16 protein-coding genes are annotated in these 16,178 nt (G+C 65.4%); 7 read left to right on the forward strand and 9 right to left on the reverse strand.

Going from position 1 to position 16,178, the window contains the following annotated elements; all coding sequences use genetic code 11:
* Positions 1–8 precede the first annotated feature (8 nt).
* From IVB46_RS28515 to IVB46_RS28540, 6 genes are all read right to left on the reverse strand, one after another.
* Positions 9–203 (reverse strand): hypothetical protein, encoded by a 195-nt coding sequence (locus tag IVB46_RS28515; protein ID WP_014491648.1) that lies wholly within the window; start codon positions 201–203, stop codon positions 9–11.
* Between the two features lie 237 nt (positions 204–440).
* A complete protein-coding gene (locus IVB46_RS28520) occupies positions 441–1,322 on the reverse strand; it encodes a 3-hydroxybutyryl-CoA dehydrogenase (protein WP_063985792.1) in 882 nt (293 codons plus the stop codon).
* A gap of 210 nt (positions 1,323–1,532) precedes the next feature.
* Positions 1,533–2,477 (reverse strand): FAD-binding protein, encoded by a 945-nt coding sequence (locus IVB46_RS28525; RefSeq protein ID WP_063985793.1) that lies wholly within the window; start codon positions 2,475–2,477, stop codon positions 1,533–1,535.
* A complete protein-coding gene (locus IVB46_RS28530; protein WP_071909337.1) occupies positions 2,477–3,226 on the reverse strand; it encodes an electron transfer flavoprotein subunit beta/FixA family protein in 750 nt (249 codons plus the stop codon). Before IVB46_RS28530 ends, IVB46_RS28525 begins: the two co-directional genes overlap by 1 nt.
* Before the next feature lie 125 nt (positions 3,227–3,351).
* Positions 3,352–3,924, reverse strand: a complete 573-nt coding sequence (locus IVB46_RS28535; RefSeq protein ID WP_014491644.1) for a cob(I)yrinic acid a,c-diamide adenosyltransferase — start codon at positions 3,922–3,924, stop codon at positions 3,352–3,354.
* Between the two features lie 2 nt (positions 3,925–3,926).
* Positions 3,927–4,121 (reverse strand): twin transmembrane helix small protein, encoded by a 195-nt coding sequence (locus tag IVB46_RS28540; RefSeq protein ID WP_028147306.1) that lies wholly within the window; start codon positions 4,119–4,121, stop codon positions 3,927–3,929.
* A 155-nt stretch (positions 4,122–4,276) separates the two neighbouring features.
* Between IVB46_RS28540 and IVB46_RS28545 the strand changes: the two genes are divergently transcribed.
* Positions 4,277–5,170, forward strand: coding sequence for a YihY/virulence factor BrkB family protein (locus IVB46_RS28545; RefSeq protein ID WP_166348866.1), 894 nt, complete (start codon positions 4,277–4,279; stop codon positions 5,168–5,170).
* Here the strand turns inward: IVB46_RS28545 and IVB46_RS28550 are convergent.
* Both IVB46_RS28550 and gluQRS read right to left on the reverse strand, forming a co-directional pair.
* A complete protein-coding gene (locus tag IVB46_RS28550) occupies positions 5,097–6,371 on the reverse strand; it encodes an ATP-binding protein (protein ID WP_247313336.1) in 1,275 nt (424 codons plus the stop codon). The two genes, IVB46_RS28545 and IVB46_RS28550, sit on opposite strands and share 74 nt — an antisense overlap.
* 103 nt (positions 6,372–6,474) lie before the next feature.
* Positions 6,475–7,347: a tRNA glutamyl-Q(34) synthetase GluQRS gene (gene gluQRS, locus IVB46_RS28555; protein WP_247313338.1), complete on the reverse strand. Its 873-nt coding sequence runs from the start codon at positions 7,345–7,347 to the stop codon at positions 6,475–6,477.
* 224 nt (positions 7,348–7,571) lie between these two features.
* Here gluQRS and IVB46_RS28560 point away from each other — a divergent pair, with 224 nt between their 5' ends.
* Positions 7,572–8,225 (forward strand): DNA-3-methyladenine glycosylase 2 family protein, encoded by a 654-nt coding sequence (locus tag IVB46_RS28560; protein ID WP_208084331.1) that lies wholly within the window; start codon positions 7,572–7,574, stop codon positions 8,223–8,225.
* Here IVB46_RS28560 and IVB46_RS28565 read toward each other — a convergent pair.
* Entirely contained in the window at positions 8,222–9,109 is an 888-nt protein-coding gene (locus IVB46_RS28565; RefSeq protein ID WP_247313906.1) for a LysR family transcriptional regulator, read from the reverse strand. The two genes, IVB46_RS28560 and IVB46_RS28565, sit on opposite strands and share 4 nt — an antisense overlap.
* 178 nt (positions 9,110–9,287) lie before the next feature.
* Between IVB46_RS28565 and IVB46_RS28570 the strand changes: the two genes are divergently transcribed.
* The 5 genes from IVB46_RS28570 to IVB46_RS28590 all read left to right on the forward strand — a co-directional run bounded on the left by IVB46_RS28570 (position 9,288) and on the right by IVB46_RS28590 (position 16,063).
* Positions 9,288–10,262 (forward strand): nitronate monooxygenase family protein, encoded by a 975-nt coding sequence (locus IVB46_RS28570; RefSeq protein WP_247313339.1) that lies wholly within the window; start codon positions 9,288–9,290, stop codon positions 10,260–10,262.
* A 51-nt stretch (positions 10,263–10,313) separates the two neighbouring features.
* Positions 10,314–11,489 carry an ABC transporter substrate-binding protein gene (locus IVB46_RS28575; RefSeq protein ID WP_247313341.1) on the forward strand — a complete coding sequence of 392 codons (1,176 nt, stop codon included), beginning with the start codon at positions 10,314–10,316 and terminating at the stop codon, positions 11,487–11,489.
* Between the two features lie 10 nt (positions 11,490–11,499).
* Positions 11,500–13,026: an acyl-CoA synthetase gene (locus IVB46_RS28580; RefSeq protein WP_247343948.1), complete on the forward strand. Its 1,527-nt coding sequence runs from the start codon at positions 11,500–11,502 to the stop codon at positions 13,024–13,026.
* A 98-nt stretch (positions 13,027–13,124) separates the two neighbouring features.
* A complete protein-coding gene (locus IVB46_RS28585) occupies positions 13,125–14,210 on the forward strand; it encodes a DUF2855 family protein (protein WP_247313344.1) in 1,086 nt (361 codons plus the stop codon).
* A gap of 77 nt (positions 14,211–14,287) precedes the next feature.
* Positions 14,288–16,063: an NAD(P)/FAD-dependent oxidoreductase gene (locus IVB46_RS28590; RefSeq protein ID WP_247313345.1), complete on the forward strand. Its 1,776-nt coding sequence runs from the start codon at positions 14,288–14,290 to the stop codon at positions 16,061–16,063.
* Positions 16,064–16,178: the final 115 nt, after the last annotated feature.

Raw genomic sequence — 16,178 nt, forward strand, 5'->3', positions numbered from 1 at the left:
GGTTTGTCTTAAGCGGTGACGTTGAGGTTGCCGCCGACGCCGGCGCCGACATTGGCGAGCGAGGGCTGACCAGCGCCGAGCAGCGTCAGGACGGTGGATTTCTCCGCGTCCGCATTCTGCTTCATCAGCGTCGCCGTGATATTCGACTGCAGCGCGCCTTGCTGAGCGGCCAGCATGGTGCTGACCATCGCCATCATGTCCATTACGCAAACCCTCTTACCGGGCGCAGCCTAGGGGCGATGGGTTAATGCGACATGAATTGTCACGGTGCGGATGCACGGCCGGAGGGCGATAGCGCCGTAGGGTGGGCAAAGCGGCTTGTCCGCCGTAGCTCGAAGAGCGAAGGCGGAAGCGTGCCCACCAATTTCCACCGCATCATTGGAGAGATGGTGGGCACGGCGCTTTGCGCCTTTGCCCACCCTACGGCACCGGAAACTGGATCAGCGCGTCGGAACCGGCTTGGCGCCGCGGTAGTCGTAGAAGCCGCGCTGGGTCTTGCGACCGAGCCAGCCGGCCTCGACGTATTTCACCAGCAGCGGGCACGGGCGATATTTCGAGTCGGCAAGGCCCTCGTGCAGCACCTGCATGATCGACAGGCAGGTATCGAGGCCGATGAAATCGGCGAGCTCGAGCGGGCCCATCGGATGATGCGCGCCAAGCTTCATCGCCGCGTCGATGGCCTCGACATTGCCGACGCCTTCATACAGCGTGTAGATCGCCTCGTTGATCATCGGCAGCAGGATGCGGTTGACGATGAAGGCCGGGAAATCCTCGGAGACCGCGACCTGCTTGCCGAGCTTGGAGACGAATTCCTTGGACGCCTCGAAGGTCTGGTCGTCGGTGGCGATGCCGCGGATCAGCTCGACCAGCTCCATCAGCGGCACCGGATTCATGAAGTGAATGCCGATGAAGCGCTCGGGCCGGTCGGTGGCGGCGGCTAGCCGCGTGATCGAGATCGAGGAGGTATCGGAGGCGACGATCGCCTCCGGCTTCAGTACCGCGCAGAGCTCGTGGAAGATCTTGCGCTTGACCTCTTCCTTCTCGACCGCGGTCTCGATCACGAGGTCGCAATCGGCGAGGTCGTCGAGCTTCTCGGCGAGCTTGATGCGCGCCATCGCCTTGGTCTTGTCGTCCTCGCTGACGGCCTTCTTGGAGACCTGGCGCGCCAGATTGCCATTGATGGTGGCCATGCCCGACTTGAGCCGGTCGGCCGAGACGTCGTTGAGCACCACGTCGAAACCGGCCAGCGCCGCGACATGCGCGATGCCATTGCCCATCTGACCCGCGCCGATCACGCCGACCTTCTTGATCACTGCCGCCATAATGTCATCCACCGGAACGGCGCGCAGATCGCGCCTGCCTCATCCCCCGAGCCGGGAGGTCCGATTTAATCAGAAACTCGATTAGATCAGAATCCTGGCTCGAAACCTAGATTGGATCGCCTCCCCGGCGTGCCCCACGCCAAAGAAAACGCCTCGAAAAAGAAAAACCGGCCGGAGTGTACCACTCCGGCCGGTGTTTTTAGCGCGTTTTTACTTGCCGAGCTTGGCGAGCGCTTCGGTGAGCTCAGGAACCGCCTGGTAGAGGTCGGCGACCAGGCCGTAATCGGCGACCTGGAAGATCGGCGCGTCCTCGTCCTTGTTGATCGCGACGATCACCTTGGAGTCCTTCATGCCGGCCAAATGCTGGATCGCGCCGGAAATGCCCACCGCGACATAGAGCTCGGGGGCCACCACCTTGCCGGTCTGGCCGACCTGCCAGTCGTTCGGCGCATAGCCGGCATCCACCGCCGCGCGCGAGGCACCGACGCCGGCACCGAGCTTGTCGGCGAGCGGTTCGATGTACTTGGCGAAGTTCTCGCGGCTCTGCATGGCACGGCCACCGGAGACGATGATCTTGGCCGAGGTCAGCTCGGGGCGGTCGCTCTTGGCGACTTCCTCGCCGACGAAGGACGACAGGCCCGGATCGGCCGCCGCAGCGACGTTCTCGACGGCGGCGCTGCCGCCTTCACCCGCCGCCGCAAAGGTCGAGGTGCGCACCGTGATGACCTTCTTGGCGTCCTTCGACTTCACCGTCTGGATGGCGTTGCCGGCATAGATCGGGCGCTCATAGGTGTCGGGGGCGACCACCTTGGTGATCTCGGAGACCTGCATGACGTCGAGCAGGGCTGCGACACGCGGCATCACGTTCTTGAAGCGCGAGGTCGCGGGCGCGACGATCGCGTCATAGCCGGAAGCCAGCGAGACGATCAGCGCGGCCAGCGGCTCGGCGAGATCGTGGGCGTAAGTCTCGCCCTCGGCAAGCAGCACCTTCTTCACGCCGGCAAGCTTGGCGGCGGCATCCGCCGCAGCTTTGGCGTTCTGGCCGGCCACCAGCACGTCGACATCCGCGCCGAGCGCGGCAGCCGCGGTCAGGGCCTTGTTGGTCGCGTCCTTCAGCGACGCATTGTCGTGTTCGGCAATCAGAAGCGTCGTCATCAGAGCACCCCGGCTTCGTTCTTGAGTTTCGACACCAGCTCGGCGACGTCCTTGACCTTGACGCCCGCCTTGCGGCCCGCCGGCTCCGTCGTCTTGAGAACCTCGAGACGCGCGGCGACGTCGACGCCGTAATCGGCGACGGTCTTCTCCGCGATCGGCTTCTTCTTGGCCTTCATGATGTTGGGCAGCGAGGCATAGCGCGGCTCGTTGAGACGGAGATCGGTGGTGACGATCGCCGGTCCCTTCAGCTTCACGGTCTGCAGACCGCCGTCGACTTCGCGGGTGACCTTGAAGTCAGAACCTTCGACCTCGAGCTTCGAAGCAAACGTCGCCTGCGACCAGCCGAGCAGCGCAGCCAGCATCTGACCGGTCTGGTTGCTGTCGTCATCGATCGCCTGCTTGCCGAGGATGATCAGGCCGGGCTGCTCTTCGTCGGCGATCTTCTTCAGAATCTTCGCGACCGCGAGCGGCTCGACGGTGCCATCAACCTTCACCAGGATGCCGCGGTCGGCGCCCATGGCGAGACCGGTGCGGATCGTCTCCGAGGCCTGCGCCGGTCCAATGGAAACCACGACGACCTCGGTGGCCTTGCCGCCTTCCTTCAGGCGCAACGCTTCCTCGACCGCGATTTCGTCGAACGGGTTCATCGACATTTTGACGTTGGCGAGTTCAACGCCCGATCCATCGCCCTTGACGCGGACCTTGACGTTGTAATCAACCACCCGCTTTACCGGCACCAAGACCTTCATCGATCCTCTTTCACTCAATTTGGGAGGGGGGTTATCAACTGGCGCGGAACCTAAAGGCCTGATCCGGCCCGGTCAACGCGCGACAGGGCCAAATTTTAGACCTTAGAAATATCGACCTCAATGGGTCAGCGATTCTGGCCCGGAACCCAGAGCACGTCGCCGGCGCCGTTATGGTTGGCGGCACGGCTGGCGACGAACAGGAAGTCGGACAGGCGGTTCATATACTGGATGCCAGCAGCGCCCACGGGCTCGCCGGGCCGGGCCGCCAGTTCCACCATCACGCGTTCCGCCCTGCGGCAAATCGTACGGGCAACGTGGAGGTATGCGGCGGCCGGCGTGCCGCCCGGCAGCACGAAGGAGGTGAGCGGCGCCAGCTTGTCGTTGAGCGCGTCGATGTCGCGCTCGAGCCGCTCGACCTGGCTTGCCACCACCCGCAGCCGCTCGGCCTTGCCTTCACGCTCGGGCACTGCGAGGTCCGCGCCGAGGTCGAACAGATCGTTCTGGATGCGGCCGAGCATCGCGTCGAACTCGGGCATGTCATGGGTGTGGAGCCTGACAACGCCGATCGCGGCATTGGTCTCGTCCACGGTGCCATAGGCTTCGATGCGCAGATCATATTTCGGACGGCGCTCGCCCGTTCCGAGCGCCGTCGTGCCGTCGTCACCGGTCTTCGTATAGATGCGATTCAGCGTGACCATTTTTAACGCCCCATTGCCCAGACTGCGAGCATGGCAATCACGATCGCCACGAACTGAAGCAGCACGCGCCAGCGCATCAGCTTCTGCGAGGTGTTTGGCGAGCCGCCGCGCATCATGTTGACGAGACCGAGCAGCAGCACCACCGCCACGGCGCCGGCTGCCACCGGCAGGATGAAAGTACTCAGGAGAGATGCCATCAGCGGTAGATAACACCGTGTGCGCTGGTCCGCCATGGCGTTCCCGATCTGGCTTTTAAGCCAATAATATCAGAAGCTAGCTGGATGATTTGCGCTCGTCGCCTGTCTTCTTCGCCTCTCCCCGCATGCGGGGAAAGGCGAATCCGGAGTAAGCTGTGAAGGCCATCCGCTACATCTACGTCGTCGTGGAGGACGCCTTCTACACGTTCCTCGCCGACGACGGCTGGGCGATCGCCAGCCATATCGCGCTGTCGACGCTGATGGCGCTGTTCCCGTTCCTGATAGTGCTGACCTCGCTCGCCGGCTTCTTCGGCTCCAAGGAACTTGCCGATCAGGCCGCAAGCCTGATGCTTCAGGTCTGGCCGAAGCAGGTCGCGGATTCGATCTCGGGGGAAGTCCACGACGTTTTGACCACGACCCGCACCGGCGTGCTGACGATCGGCGCAGCGCTGTCGGTGTATTTCGCCTCCAATGGCGTCGAGGCGCTCCGCGTCGCGCTGAACCGCGCCTATGCGGTGGTGGAGATGCGGCGCTGGTACTGGCTGCGCCTTGAATCAATCGGCTACACGCTGGTCGCGGCCTTCACCGCGCTTGCCATGGCGTTCCTGATCGTGCTCGGACCGCTCTTCATCGAGGCGGCGCGGCGCCATATCCCGCTGGTCGTGGAGTCCAACGAGAGCATCCTCACCTGGCTGCGCTACGGCATCACCGTGGGTGCGCTGGTGGTGGCGCTGATCATCCTGCATGCCTGGCTGCCGGCGGGACGGCGCGCCTTCCTCCAGATCCTGCCCGGCATCGTCTTCACCATCGTGGCGTCGCTGATCTCGGGCATCGTGTTCGGCCAATATCTGGCGCGCTTCGCCAACAACTACGTGACGATGTATGCGGGGCTCGCCTCGGTGATCATCGCGCTGGTGTTCCTGTATTTCATCGCCGCGATCTTCGTCTACGGCGGCGAGCTCAACGCCGCGATCATCAAGTCGCGGCTTCCTCACGGCGTTTCGCTTCAAGCAGCGCAGTCGCTAAAGCGCGCGGAGACACAGGCTTGACCAGGAAGGCGTCGGCGCCGGCCTCGCGCGAGGCCGCCTCGTCCTCGCCACGGCCGGATACGCCGATGATGGGGATCTGAGCCAGCGGCGCCGGCATGGTCCGGATCCGCCTGATGGCCTCGACGCCGTCGATGCCGGGCAGCACCATGTCCATCAGCACCGCATCGAACGCGCCCTGCGCGAGCCGGTTCACTGCATCCTCGCCGCGCCCGATGAACTCGGCATGGTGGCCGAGCTCGGTCAGGATGGTGTTGAGCACGACGCGGCCGAACGGATTGTCCTCGACGCTGAGCACGCGCAGCGCGGCCATCGCATCCGCCTCGGCTTCGCCCTTCGACTTGCGGGACTTGCGCGATTCCGTCGCGTCGAGCGACATCGTCAACGTGAAGGTGGCGCCGCCGCCGCGCCGCGGGGCGACCGTGATGTCGCCGCCCATCGCGCGCGCCAGTTGCTTGACCGACGAAAGGCCCAAGCCGGCGCCGCCGAAGCGCGAGGCAATGGTGACATTGGCCTGGGTGAAGGGGCGGAACAGCCGATTGATCTCGGCCATGGTCAGGCCGATGCCGCTGTCGGACACCGCGAAGGCGACGCCGACCTTGCCCTTCGCCTTGTCTCTGGCCTTGCCTTTGGCGGGACGCCAAGGCGCGACCGCGAGCGCGACACCGCCCTGCTCGGTGAATTTGACGGCATTGTCGATCAGGTTCTCGAGCGCGGCGCGCAGGCGGACGGAATCGCCGACCACCAGCCCCGGCAGCTTCTCGGAGATATCGACCTGGGCCTGGAGGCCCTTGGCCGCGGCGCGTCCGGCGAGCGAATCGCCGGCGCTGCGGGCGAGCGCGCGCAGATCGAACAAATCCTGCCGCAAGGCACTTCCACCCTTGCCCGCCCCCTTGCCGGTTCGGGCAGCATCGACGAACAGGGTGGCGAGGCTCGCCAGATGCTCGGCACCGGCCTTGATGGTGTCGGCCCAGCGCCGCTCGCGCTCGCCGAGATCGGAGGTGGCGAGCAGGTCGCTGATCGCGAGAATGCCGGTCAGGGGGGTACGGACCTCATGGGCGAAGGCGGCGAGCGCGGCCTGGACCACGTCCGGCGCCACGGCCTTGGCGCTGCGCTTGCGCAACCGGCCGGTCGCCCCGGACCGCTTCCGAGGCGGTCGCCGGGACGTTCGCGTGGTGCGCGCTGAGCGCGTTTTCGCCGCCATGAATCCCTTCGAAGGGTCCCCTTCGATCCCCAGGCTCTCAAGCAAGCATCGCACGGCGGAACCCCTGGAGTCACGGCGGCGTTTTGCTAACCCCCAGAGAAACTTAACCTAATCCCACCAACCGGCGGATGCCGGCGGGCGTGGCCCCGGCAGCGCGCAGCTCGCGCAGGCCGGTCGAGCGGTCCGATTTCGACAACTTCCGGCCCGCCTCGTCCAGAATCAAGGCGTGGTGGCGATAGGCGGGTTCCGGCAGATCGAGCAGGACCTGGAGCAGGCGGTGAACCGAGGTGGCGTGAAACAGGTCCTGCCCCCGCACGACCTCGCTGATGCCCTGAAGCGCGTCGTCGACGACGACGGACAGATGGTAGCTGGTCGGCGTCTCCTTGCGGGCCAGGATGACGTCGCCCCAAGCCTCGGGCCGCGCGGGGACGGTACCATGCTCGCCGTCGGGACCCACGCCCAGCTCAGTCCACCTCAGGCCAGCGGCGCGCCGGCAGGCGGCCACCATGTCGAGCCGGAGCGCGTAAGGCACGCCGGATGCAATGAGCCGGTCGCGCTCGCCGGCCGACAGCGATCTGGCGTCACCCGGATAAAGCGGTGCGCCATCGGGATCGCGAGGCCATGGCCCGGCGGCCTCGCGCGCGGCCACGAGCCTGGCGATCTCCGCGCGACTTTCGAACGCGGGATAGACGAGACCAAGTGCCGAGAGTTTCTCGAGCGCGGCGCGATAAACCGCGAGATGCTCCAACTGCCGCCGCACCGGCGTTTCCCAGGCGATGCCGAGCCACGCAAGATCGTCGTAGATCGCCGTCTCATATTCCGGCCGGCAGCGCGTCGCGTCGATGTCCTCGATCCGCAGCAACAGCCGCCCGCCAGTCTCGCGCGCACGGTCGAAGTTGAGCAGCGCCGAATAGGCGTGGCCGAGATGCAAGAGGCCATTCGGGCTGGGGGCAAATCGGAAAACGGGTGGCGCCATTCGGTGAAACTCGTCATGGCCGGGCATAGCCGTCCGAAGGGACGGCGTCGCTTCCGCTCGCCTATGTCCCGGCCATCCACGTTCTTCGGTGCGATACAGCGATCGTGTCAAGTCGTGGACAGATACGAACACTGTCACCCATGCTAGACATGTCGTGTGGTTAGAGAGACGTGGATGGCCGGATCAAGCCCGGCCATGACGCCGGAGAGAGTTTGCCGACCCATATGACCATCCACCTCGAAACCCAGTCCGACCTCGAAGAGGCCGTCCACGCGCTGATCAAGCGCGACCCGCGCCTCAAGCCCGTGCTCGAGATCGCCGGCATGCCCGCCTTGCGGCGGCGTGAGCCGGGTTTTACGGGGCTCGCCCACATCGTTTGCGGGCAGCAGCTCTCCACGGCGAGCGCCGCGGCGATCTGGGGACGGCTGTCCGCCGCGTTCGATCCGTTCGACCATGAGGCTGTGAGCCGCGCCCGCACCGACCGGCTGGGACGGCTTGGCCTGTCCGCCGCCAAGATCAAGACGCTGAAACATCTCGCGCGCGAGATCAATGCGCAGCGGCTGAACCTCGACGTGCTCGCCGAGGAAGACGCCGAGGCCGCGCACCATACGCTGATCGCGCTGCCCGGCATCGGGCCATGGACGGCCGACGTCTATCTGCTGTTCTGCCTCGGGCACGGCGATGCCTGGCCGGCCGGCGACATCGCCGTGCAGGAGGGGATCAAAGTTGGCCTGGGCCTTCAGGCGCGGCCGACGGAGAAGCAGATGGCGCCGCTCGCCGAACCCTGGCGGCCGCTGCGCGGGGCAGCCGCGCATCTGTGGTGGAGCTATTATCGCGTGATCAAGAAGCGCGAAGGTGTCATCAGCAACCAGCCCTAGCCGCGCAGCCGCTCGCGATCGGCGCGGGCGCATTCCGCGACGAAATCGATGACGGCGCGCACCGCGGACAACTCGACCAGATCGGGATGGGCGAGCAGCCAGAGATCGGCGACGCTGACGAGTTTCTGCGGCGCGACGCGCACGAGGTCCGGATAGCTCTCCGCGACGAAGCAGGACAGCGCAGAGATGCCGATTCCGGCGCGCACCGCCGCCAGCATGTCGCCCTGCGACGAGCAGCGCATCACCATGGTGCCTTGCCGGGTGATCGCATCGCTCCAGCGCGCCAGCTGCGCGTTCGAATCCTGATCGGCAAAGCCGATGACGCTGTGCCCCTTCCACTCGCCGCTCCGCTCCGGCATGGACCGGCCCGCGGCATAGTCGCGCGAGGCATAGAAGCCGGTGCCGAGACGGCCGATCTTGCGGCCGACCAGGTTTTCCTCGCCGCTGTCGACCGGGCGCAGCACGACGTCGGCCTCCCGCCGGCGCACGCTGGCCGGAAACGGATGGGTGATGATCTCGAGCCGAATGTGATCATGTGCGCCGAGAAAAGAGCGCAGCCGCGGCATCAGCCAGTGCGAGGCCAGCGTCGCGCCGATCGACAGCTTGACCGTGCCGCGCGCCTTGCGCCCGCCGGCGCCAACGGCGGCTTCGGCGCGGAGCGCGGCAGCCGCCATCGCCTCGGCATGCTCACGCAGCGTACGTCCGTCGGCGGTGAGCACGAAGCCATCGGCGGCCCGCGCCAGCAGCTTGGTGCCGAGCTGCGCCTCCAGCGCCGCGATCTTGCGGCTGACGGTCGGATGGCTGGCGTGAAGGCGCTTTGCCGCCGCAGTGAAGCTGCCGGTGTCGGCGACCGCAACGAAGGTCTTGCAGAGATCCCAATCCACGTCGGCTCCGTACAAATCTGAATATCCGCTTGTTCAATATTGAACGACCCCCGCCCGCCGTCCAACCCTATAGTGGGGTCAAACACGCCAGCGGCGGACACCCCGCCGACGCGACAATCGACATGGAAGCGCTCACCCCGGCCGGCAGGCTGGCGAAGTGCTTTGTCAGGAGGATCGGATGGCACTGCCCGCTCTGCTCAAGAACAATCTGGAGCTGCCCGTCGTCGGCTCGCCCCTCTTCATCGTCTCCGGGCCGGAGCTGGTGATCGCCCAATGCAAGGCCGGTGTCGTCGGCTCGTTTCCGGCGCTCAACGCCCGTCCGGTGGAAAAGCTCGACGAGTGGCTGAGCCGCATCGAGGACGAGCTCGGCGAATACAAATCGCGCAATCCCGGCAGGAAGGTTGCGCCCTACGCGGTCAACCAGATCTGCCACGCTTCCAACGACCGGCTGATGAAGGACATGGAAACCTGTGTGAAGCACAAGGCGCCCATCATCATCACTTCGCTGCGGCCGCCCGCCGAGATCGTCGAGGCTGCGCACTCCTATGGCGGGCTGGTGTTCCACGATGTCATCAACGTCAAGCACGCGCGCAAGGCTGCCGAGCAGGGCGTCGACGGACTGATCCTGGTCTGCGCCGGCGCCGGCGGCCATGCCGGCATGCTCTCGCCGTTCGCGCTGGTGCGCGAGGTCAAGCAATGGTTCGACGGCGCGATCCTGCTGTCAGGCGCGATCAGCGACGGTTTTGGCATCGCCTCCGCGCTGACGCTGGGCGCCGACCTCGCCTATATGGGCACGCGCTTCATCGCGACGCAGGAAGCCAATGCCGACGAAGCCTACAAGTCCGCGCTGACGCAGCACGCCGCGCACGACATCGTCTACACCAACCTGTTCACCGGCGTGCACGGCAACTATCTCGGCCCCTCGATCGCCGCCGCCGGGCTCGATCCGGACAATCTCCCGGTTGCCGACAAGACGAAGATGAATTTCGGTTCCGGCGGCAACATGAAATCCAAGGCGTGGCGCGACATCTGGGGCTCGGGCCAGGGCATCGGCCAGATCCTGGATGCGCCGCCGGTGGCCGAGCTGGTCGACCGGATGAAGGGCGAATTCGATCAGGCCCGGCAGGATTTCCTGATGCGCGCCAGCGCCTGACGGCTTGGTCCGACAAGAAAATTGGACTGACAAGACAAACGGGAGGACACCATGAAGCTGGCAGCCGCATTGATCGGCCTGTCGTTGCTGACGCTTGCCGCCGGCAGCGCCGGTGCGGACGAGATCCGGATCGGGCAGACCCTGCCCTATAGCGGTCCGGCATCCGGGTTCGGCGCGATCGGACGGACACAGGAGGCGTTCTTCGAGAAGGTCAACGCGGAGGGCGGCATCAACGGCCGCAAGGTCAAGTTCATCACGCTGGACGACGCCTACTCGCCGCCGAAGACGGTCGAGCAGACCCGCAAGCTGGTGGAGCAGGACGAGGTGCTGATGATGTTCGGCTCGCTCGGCACCGCCACCAACAGCGCCGTGCAGCGTTACCTCAACGCCAAGAAGGTGCCGCAGCTGTTCGTGCTCTCGGGCGCCACCAAATGGGCCGATCCGCAGAAGAATCCCTGGACGATGCCGGGCATGGCGGCCTACGAATCCGAGGGCGTCGTCTATGCCAAGTATATCTTGCAGTCCAAGCCCGACGCGAAGATCGCGATCCTGTCCCAGAACGACGATTTCGGCCGCGACTATGTCGCGGGTTTCAAGCGCGCGCTCGGCGCGAAAGCGGCCGGCATGATCATCGCGGAGGCAAGCTACGAGACCAGCGCGCCGACGATCAGCTCGCAGCTCTCGACGTTGAAGGCATCTGGCGCCAACGTGCTGTTTGGCGTCGTGCTCGGCAAGTTCACCTCGCAGATGGTCAAGGGCGTAGCCGAGATTGGCTGGAAGCCGGAGCTGTTGTTCGTGCCCACCTCGGCCTCCTCGATCTCGTTCCTTGAGCCGGCGGGACTGGACAATGCGGTCGGACTGATCTCGTCGAGCAATCAGAAGGACACGATGGACCCGCAATGGGCCGACGATCCCGGCGTGAAGTCCTATTTCGCGTTCATGAAGCAATACATGCCGACCGCGGATCTCTCGAACTCCAACTACGCGGCGGGCTATCACTATGCCACGCTGCTGATGACGGTGCTGAACGCCTGCAAGGACGATGTCAGCCGCGACAACATCTTGAAGCAGGCCGCGTCGCTGAAAGAGGTGAAGCTGCCGCTGCTGTTGCCCGGAATGAGCGTGTCGACCGGCCCGGACGACTATCTGCCGTTCCAGCAGCTGCAGCTCCGCCGCTTCAACGGCAAGAGCTGGGTGCCGTTCGGCGGCATTCTCGATGACCGGTAGAGGACATCCCATGATCATCAGCGGCGAGCGCCGGATCGATTATCCAGACCTCCATGCGCGGATCAGGCGGGCCGCAGGCGGGATCAGCACGCTTGGCGGGCGCGAGGGCACGCCGGTCGCCATGATGCTGCGCAATGACTTCGCCCTGTTCGAGGTCGTCGCGGCTTCCGCCGCGCTCGGCCGACCGGTGGTGCCGATCAACTGGCACCTGAAGGCCGCCGAAGTCCGCTATATCCTGGCCGACAGCGGCGCCAACATCCTGATCTGCCATGCCGACCTGCTGCCGCAGATTCGCGACGGCCTGCCGGAGGGCCTGGCGCTGATGGTCGTGCCGACGCCGCCGGAGATCGCCGGCGCGTTCGACATCCCCGCCGCGCTCACAAAGGTGCCGGACGGATTGACCGATTGGGACAAATGGCGGGACAGCCAGGCGGAGTTCACCCAGCCGCCACGCCGCGGCGCGCCGATGTTCTACACGTCGGGCACGACGGGCATGCCGAAGGGCGTGCGGCGCATGCCGATGCGCCCCGATCAGGTCGCGGCCTCCGAGCGCGTCGGGGCGATCGCCTACGGCGTGAAGCCGAACGAGGATCAGGTCGTGCTGATGAACGGCCCGATGTACCATTCCGCTCCGCACTCCTACGGCATGCTGGCCTATCGCAGTGGCTGCACCATCGTGCTGGAACCGCGCTTCGATCCCGAAGACCTGCTGCAACTGGTTGAACGCCATCGCGTCACGCACACGCACATGGTTCCGACGATGTTCGTCCGTCTGCTGCGGCTGCCCGACGACGTGAAGCGGCGTTACGACCTGTCCTCGCTGCGCTTTGTCGTTCATGGCGCGGCGCCCTGCCCGCCCGACGTGAAGAAGGCGATGATCGATTGGTGGGGAGGCGTCATCAACGAATATTTCGGCTCGACCGAGACCGGGATTCCGGTGTGGCACTCCGCGGCGGAGGCGCTGAAGAAGCCCGGCACGGTCGGCCGCGCCATCGAAGGCGGCATCGTCAAGATCTTCCGGGAGGACGGCAGCCTCTGCGGCGCTGGCGAGGTCGGCGAAATCTACATGCGGCAAACCTCGGTGCCGGATTTCGACTATCACGGCAAGGCCGAAGCGCGCGCCGAGGCCGGCCGCGACGGGCTCGTCAGCGTCGGCGACGTCGGCTACCTCGACGAGGACGGCTATCTGTTCCTATGCGACCGCAAGCGCGACATGGTGATCTCCGGCGGCGTCAACATCTATCCCGCCGAGATCGAGAATGCGCTGATCGGAATGCCCGGCGTGCGCGATTGCGCGGTGTTCGGCATTCCCGACGCCGAATTTGGCGAGCGGCTCTGCGCCTATGTCGAGCCGGAGCCGGGCGCAGCGCTCTCGTCCGCCGCGGTCCAGTCGTTCCTGCGCGAGCGGCTCGCCAATTTCAAGGTGCCGAAGGACGTCGAATTCCGCGACGCGCTGCCGCGCGAGGCGACGGGAAAGATCTTCAAGCGCAAGCTGCGGGAGCCCTATTGGGCGGGCCACGCGCGCGCCGGCGCGTAACGAACGGCTGCGAACGGCGTTTTAAACTATGTTGCTGTTGCAAAAGGATCATGGGTGAACGATGAAATGCCGGCGCGGACAAAGCCGGGATCAAAGCCATGACATCGATCGACTTCGTCGTTGCGAAAAATGACCTCGACCAGTGCAAGGTGGTCACGACCGAGCTTCCCGGCGCGGATGCGCTGCCGCCTGACGCCCTGCTCGTGAAGGTCGACCGCTTCGCCTTCACCGCCAACAACATCACCTACGCGGTGATGGGCGACGAGTTGAAATACTGGCAGCTCTTTCCCGCGCCGAACGGTTTTGGCAACATTCCGGTATGGGGCTTTGGCGAGGTGATCGCCTCCAGCCATCCGAACGTTGGCGTGGGCGAGCGCCTGTTCGGCTACTTCCCGATGGCGACGCATCTCGTCATCGAGGCGACCGACGTGAGCAAGCGCGGCCTGCGCGACGGTGCCGCACACCGGCAGGGCGTGGCGCCGGTCTACAACGCCTATGCCCGCGTCAGCGGCGATCCCGCTTACGCCGGTCGGAACGGCGATTACCAGGCGCTGCTGCGGCCGCTATTCATGCTGTCGTTCCTGGTCGACGACTTTCTGGCCGAGAACGACGATTTCGGCGCACGCACCGTGCTGCTCTCGAGCGCCTCGAGCAAGACCGCGTTCGGCCTCGCCCATCCGCTGCACACGCGCGGTCGCAAGGTGATCGGGCTGACGTCCGCCGGCAATGCCGGCTTTGTCGCGTCGCTCGGTTGCTATGACGAGGTCGTCACCTATGACCGCATTACGTCGCTGCCATCGGATGCGCCAGTCGCCTTCGTTGACATGGCCGGCAACAGCGCGCTGCGCGCCGGATTGCATCAGCACTTCGGCGACCGGATGAAATGCTCCGTACGCGTCGGATTGACGCATCGCGCCACCGAGCCCGACGAAGGCGAGCTGCCCGGTGCAAAGCCGCGCTGGTTCTTCGCGCCCGACCAGATCCGCAAGCGCGCCAAGGAATGGGGCCCGGGCGGCATCGAGCAGCGCTTTGGCACGGCATGGTCCGGCTTTGCGCCGCTACTGGAGAGAAGCCTGACCGTGGTCGAGGGCCGCGGACCCGACGCGGTGCGGCAGGTGTTTCTCGATACGCTGAAAGGGCGTATTCCGCCGGAGCAGGGCCACATGCTCTCTCTGCTCGGGTAAATCGCTTTCGAGGCCCGTCGAACCGGTATAGCGTCAACCTCAGAGGAAACGCCGCGAAGACGGCCACGAGGTCGCGCATGCTGGACAAGACGAAGGATATTTCCGTCTCGGCGCAAGCTTGGCTCGATGAGTTCGAGCGCACGCTCGGCAAGCCTGACCCGGCCGCACTCGACCATCTCTTCCTCGCCGACAGTTTTTGGCGCGATGTGCTGGCGCTGAGCTGGAACCTGCAGACGATCGCTGGCCACGACCGGATTGCCCAAGCGCTGAGGGCGCTCGCGCCACGGGCGGCGCCGACCAGCTTCACGATCGCGCCCAACCGCGCGGCGCCGCGCTGGGTCACGCGCGCCGGCACCAGCAATATCGAGGTCATCTTCAATTTCGAGACCGTGATCGGTCGCGGCAGCGGCATCGTTCGGCTCGTGCCCGATACCGCCGATGGTGACCGGCTGAAGGCGTGGACACTGCTCACTGCGCTCGATGAGCTCAAAGGGTTCGAGGAGCAGCTCGGCACGTCGCGACCGCGGGGGCAGGCCTATTCACGCGATTTCCGCGGGCCGAACTGGCTCGATTTGCGTAACGCGGCCCGCGACTACGCCGATCGCAATCCTGCCGTGCTGGTGGTCGGGGGCGGCCAGGCCGGCCTTGCGATTGCAGCACGGCTGAAGCAACTGAAGATCGACACGCTGATCGTCGATCGCGAGACGCGGATCGGCGATAATTGGCGCAAGCGCTATCACGCGCTGACCCTGCATAACCAGGTGCAGGTCAATCATTTGCCCTACATGCCGTTCCCGCCGAACTGGCCGACCTACATCCCGAAGGACAAGCTCGCCAACTGGTTCGAAGCCTATGTCGACGCGATGGAGCTGGATTTCTGGACCGGCGCCGAGTTCGAGGGCGGTAGCTATGACGACGCGAAGGGCTGCTGGACCGTTACGCTGCGGCGCGCCGACGGCAGCAAGCGCACCATGCAGCCGCGCCATGTTGTGATGGCGACCGGCGTCAGCGGCATCGCCAACGTGCCTGATATTCCGACCCTCGCCAATTTCAAAGGCACGCTGCTGCATTCCAGCCGCTACGAGGACGGCGAGAACTGGACCGGCAAGCGCGCCATCGTGATCGGCACCGGCAACAGCGGCCACGACATCGCGCAGGATCTCTGCTCCAGCGGCGCCGAGGTGACACTGGTGCAGCGCTCGCCGACGCTGGTCACCAATATCGAGCCGTCGGCCCAGCTCGCTTATGCGACCTACAACGAAGGCACCCTCGAGGACAACGACCTGATCGCGACCTCGATGCCGACGCCGCTCGCGAAGAAGACCCATGTGATGCTGACCGAGCAGTCGAAGGAGCTCGACAAGGAGCTGCTCGACGGCCTGCGCAAAGTCGGATTCAAGCTCGACTTCGGCGAGGCCGGCACCGGCTGGCAGTTCAAATACCTCACCCGCGGTGGTGGCTATTATTTCAATGTCGGCTGCTCCAACCTGATCGTCGAGGGCGCGATCGGGCTCAAGCAGTTTGGGGACATCGAGAGCTTCACGGCCGAAGGCGCTCGGATGAAGGACGGCTCGATGATCGCGGCCGACCTCATCGTGCTCTCCACCGGCTACAAGCCGCAGGAATATCTGGTGCGAAAACTGTTCGGCGACGGCGTCGCCGACCGCGTCGGACCGGTCTGGGGCTTTGGCGACGGGTTCGAGCTGCGCAACATGTATGCGCGCACCGGGCAACCCGGCCTCTGGTTCATCGCCGGCAGCCTCGCGCAGTGCCGGATCAACTCGAAATATCTCGCGCTCCAGATCAAGGCGATCGAGGAAGGGATTTTGGGGCGTGAGGCGGGCGCCGCTTAAGCCTCGTCATTGCGAGCGCAGCGAAGCAATCCAGGATCTTTCCGCGAAGACAGTCTGGATTGCTTCGCTGCGCTCGCAATGACAGTGTAGAGACGATCGCGCCGCCGAAACGAAG

The sequence above is a fragment of the Bradyrhizobium sp. 61 genome (assembly GCF_023073075.1).
Lineage (GTDB): Bacteria > Pseudomonadota > Alphaproteobacteria > Rhizobiales > Xanthobacteraceae > Bradyrhizobium > Bradyrhizobium barranii.

What these genes read in the sequence shown, in the direction of transcription:
- IVB46_RS28575 (WP_247313341.1), top strand. Translation starts at nt 10,314, where the DNA reads ATGAAGCTGGCAGCCGCATTGATCGGCCTGTCGTTGCTGACGCTTGCC.
- IVB46_RS28570 (WP_247313339.1), top strand. Translation starts at nt 9,288, where the DNA reads ATGGCACTGCCCGCTCTGCTCAAGAACAATCTGGAGCTGCCCGTCGTC.
- gluQRS (WP_247313338.1), bottom strand. Translation starts at nt 7,347, where the DNA reads ATGGCGCCACCCGTTTTCCGATTTGCCCCCAGCCCGAATGGCCTCTTG.
- IVB46_RS28590 (WP_247313345.1), top strand. Translation starts at nt 14,288, where the DNA reads ATGCTGGACAAGACGAAGGATATTTCCGTCTCGGCGCAAGCTTGGCTC.
- IVB46_RS28530 (WP_071909337.1), bottom strand. Translation starts at nt 3,226, where the DNA reads ATGAAGGTCTTGGTGCCGGTAAAGCGGGTGGTTGATTACAACGTCAAG.
- IVB46_RS28560 (WP_208084331.1), top strand. Translation starts at nt 7,572, where the DNA reads ATGACCATCCACCTCGAAACCCAGTCCGACCTCGAAGAGGCCGTCCAC.
- IVB46_RS28540 (WP_028147306.1), bottom strand. Translation starts at nt 4,121, where the DNA reads ATGGCATCTCTCCTGAGTACTTTCATCCTGCCGGTGGCAGCCGGCGCC.
- IVB46_RS28585 (WP_247313344.1), top strand. Translation starts at nt 13,125, where the DNA reads ATGACATCGATCGACTTCGTCGTTGCGAAAAATGACCTCGACCAGTGC.
- IVB46_RS28550 (WP_247313336.1), bottom strand. Translation starts at nt 6,371, where the DNA reads ATGGCGGCGAAAACGCGCTCAGCGCGCACCACGCGAACGTCCCGGCGA.
- IVB46_RS28580 (WP_247343948.1), top strand. Translation starts at nt 11,500, where the DNA reads ATGATCATCAGCGGCGAGCGCCGGATCGATTATCCAGACCTCCATGCG.
- IVB46_RS28520 (WP_063985792.1), bottom strand. Translation starts at nt 1,322, where the DNA reads ATGGCGGCAGTGATCAAGAAGGTCGGCGTGATCGGCGCGGGTCAGATG.
- IVB46_RS28535 (WP_014491644.1), bottom strand. Translation starts at nt 3,924, where the DNA reads ATGGTCACGCTGAATCGCATCTATACGAAGACCGGTGACGACGGCACG.
- IVB46_RS28515 (WP_014491648.1), bottom strand. Translation starts at nt 203, where the DNA reads ATGGACATGATGGCGATGGTCAGCACCATGCTGGCCGCTCAGCAAGGC.
- IVB46_RS28525 (WP_063985793.1), bottom strand. Translation starts at nt 2,477, where the DNA reads ATGACGACGCTTCTGATTGCCGAACACGACAATGCGTCGCTGAAGGAC.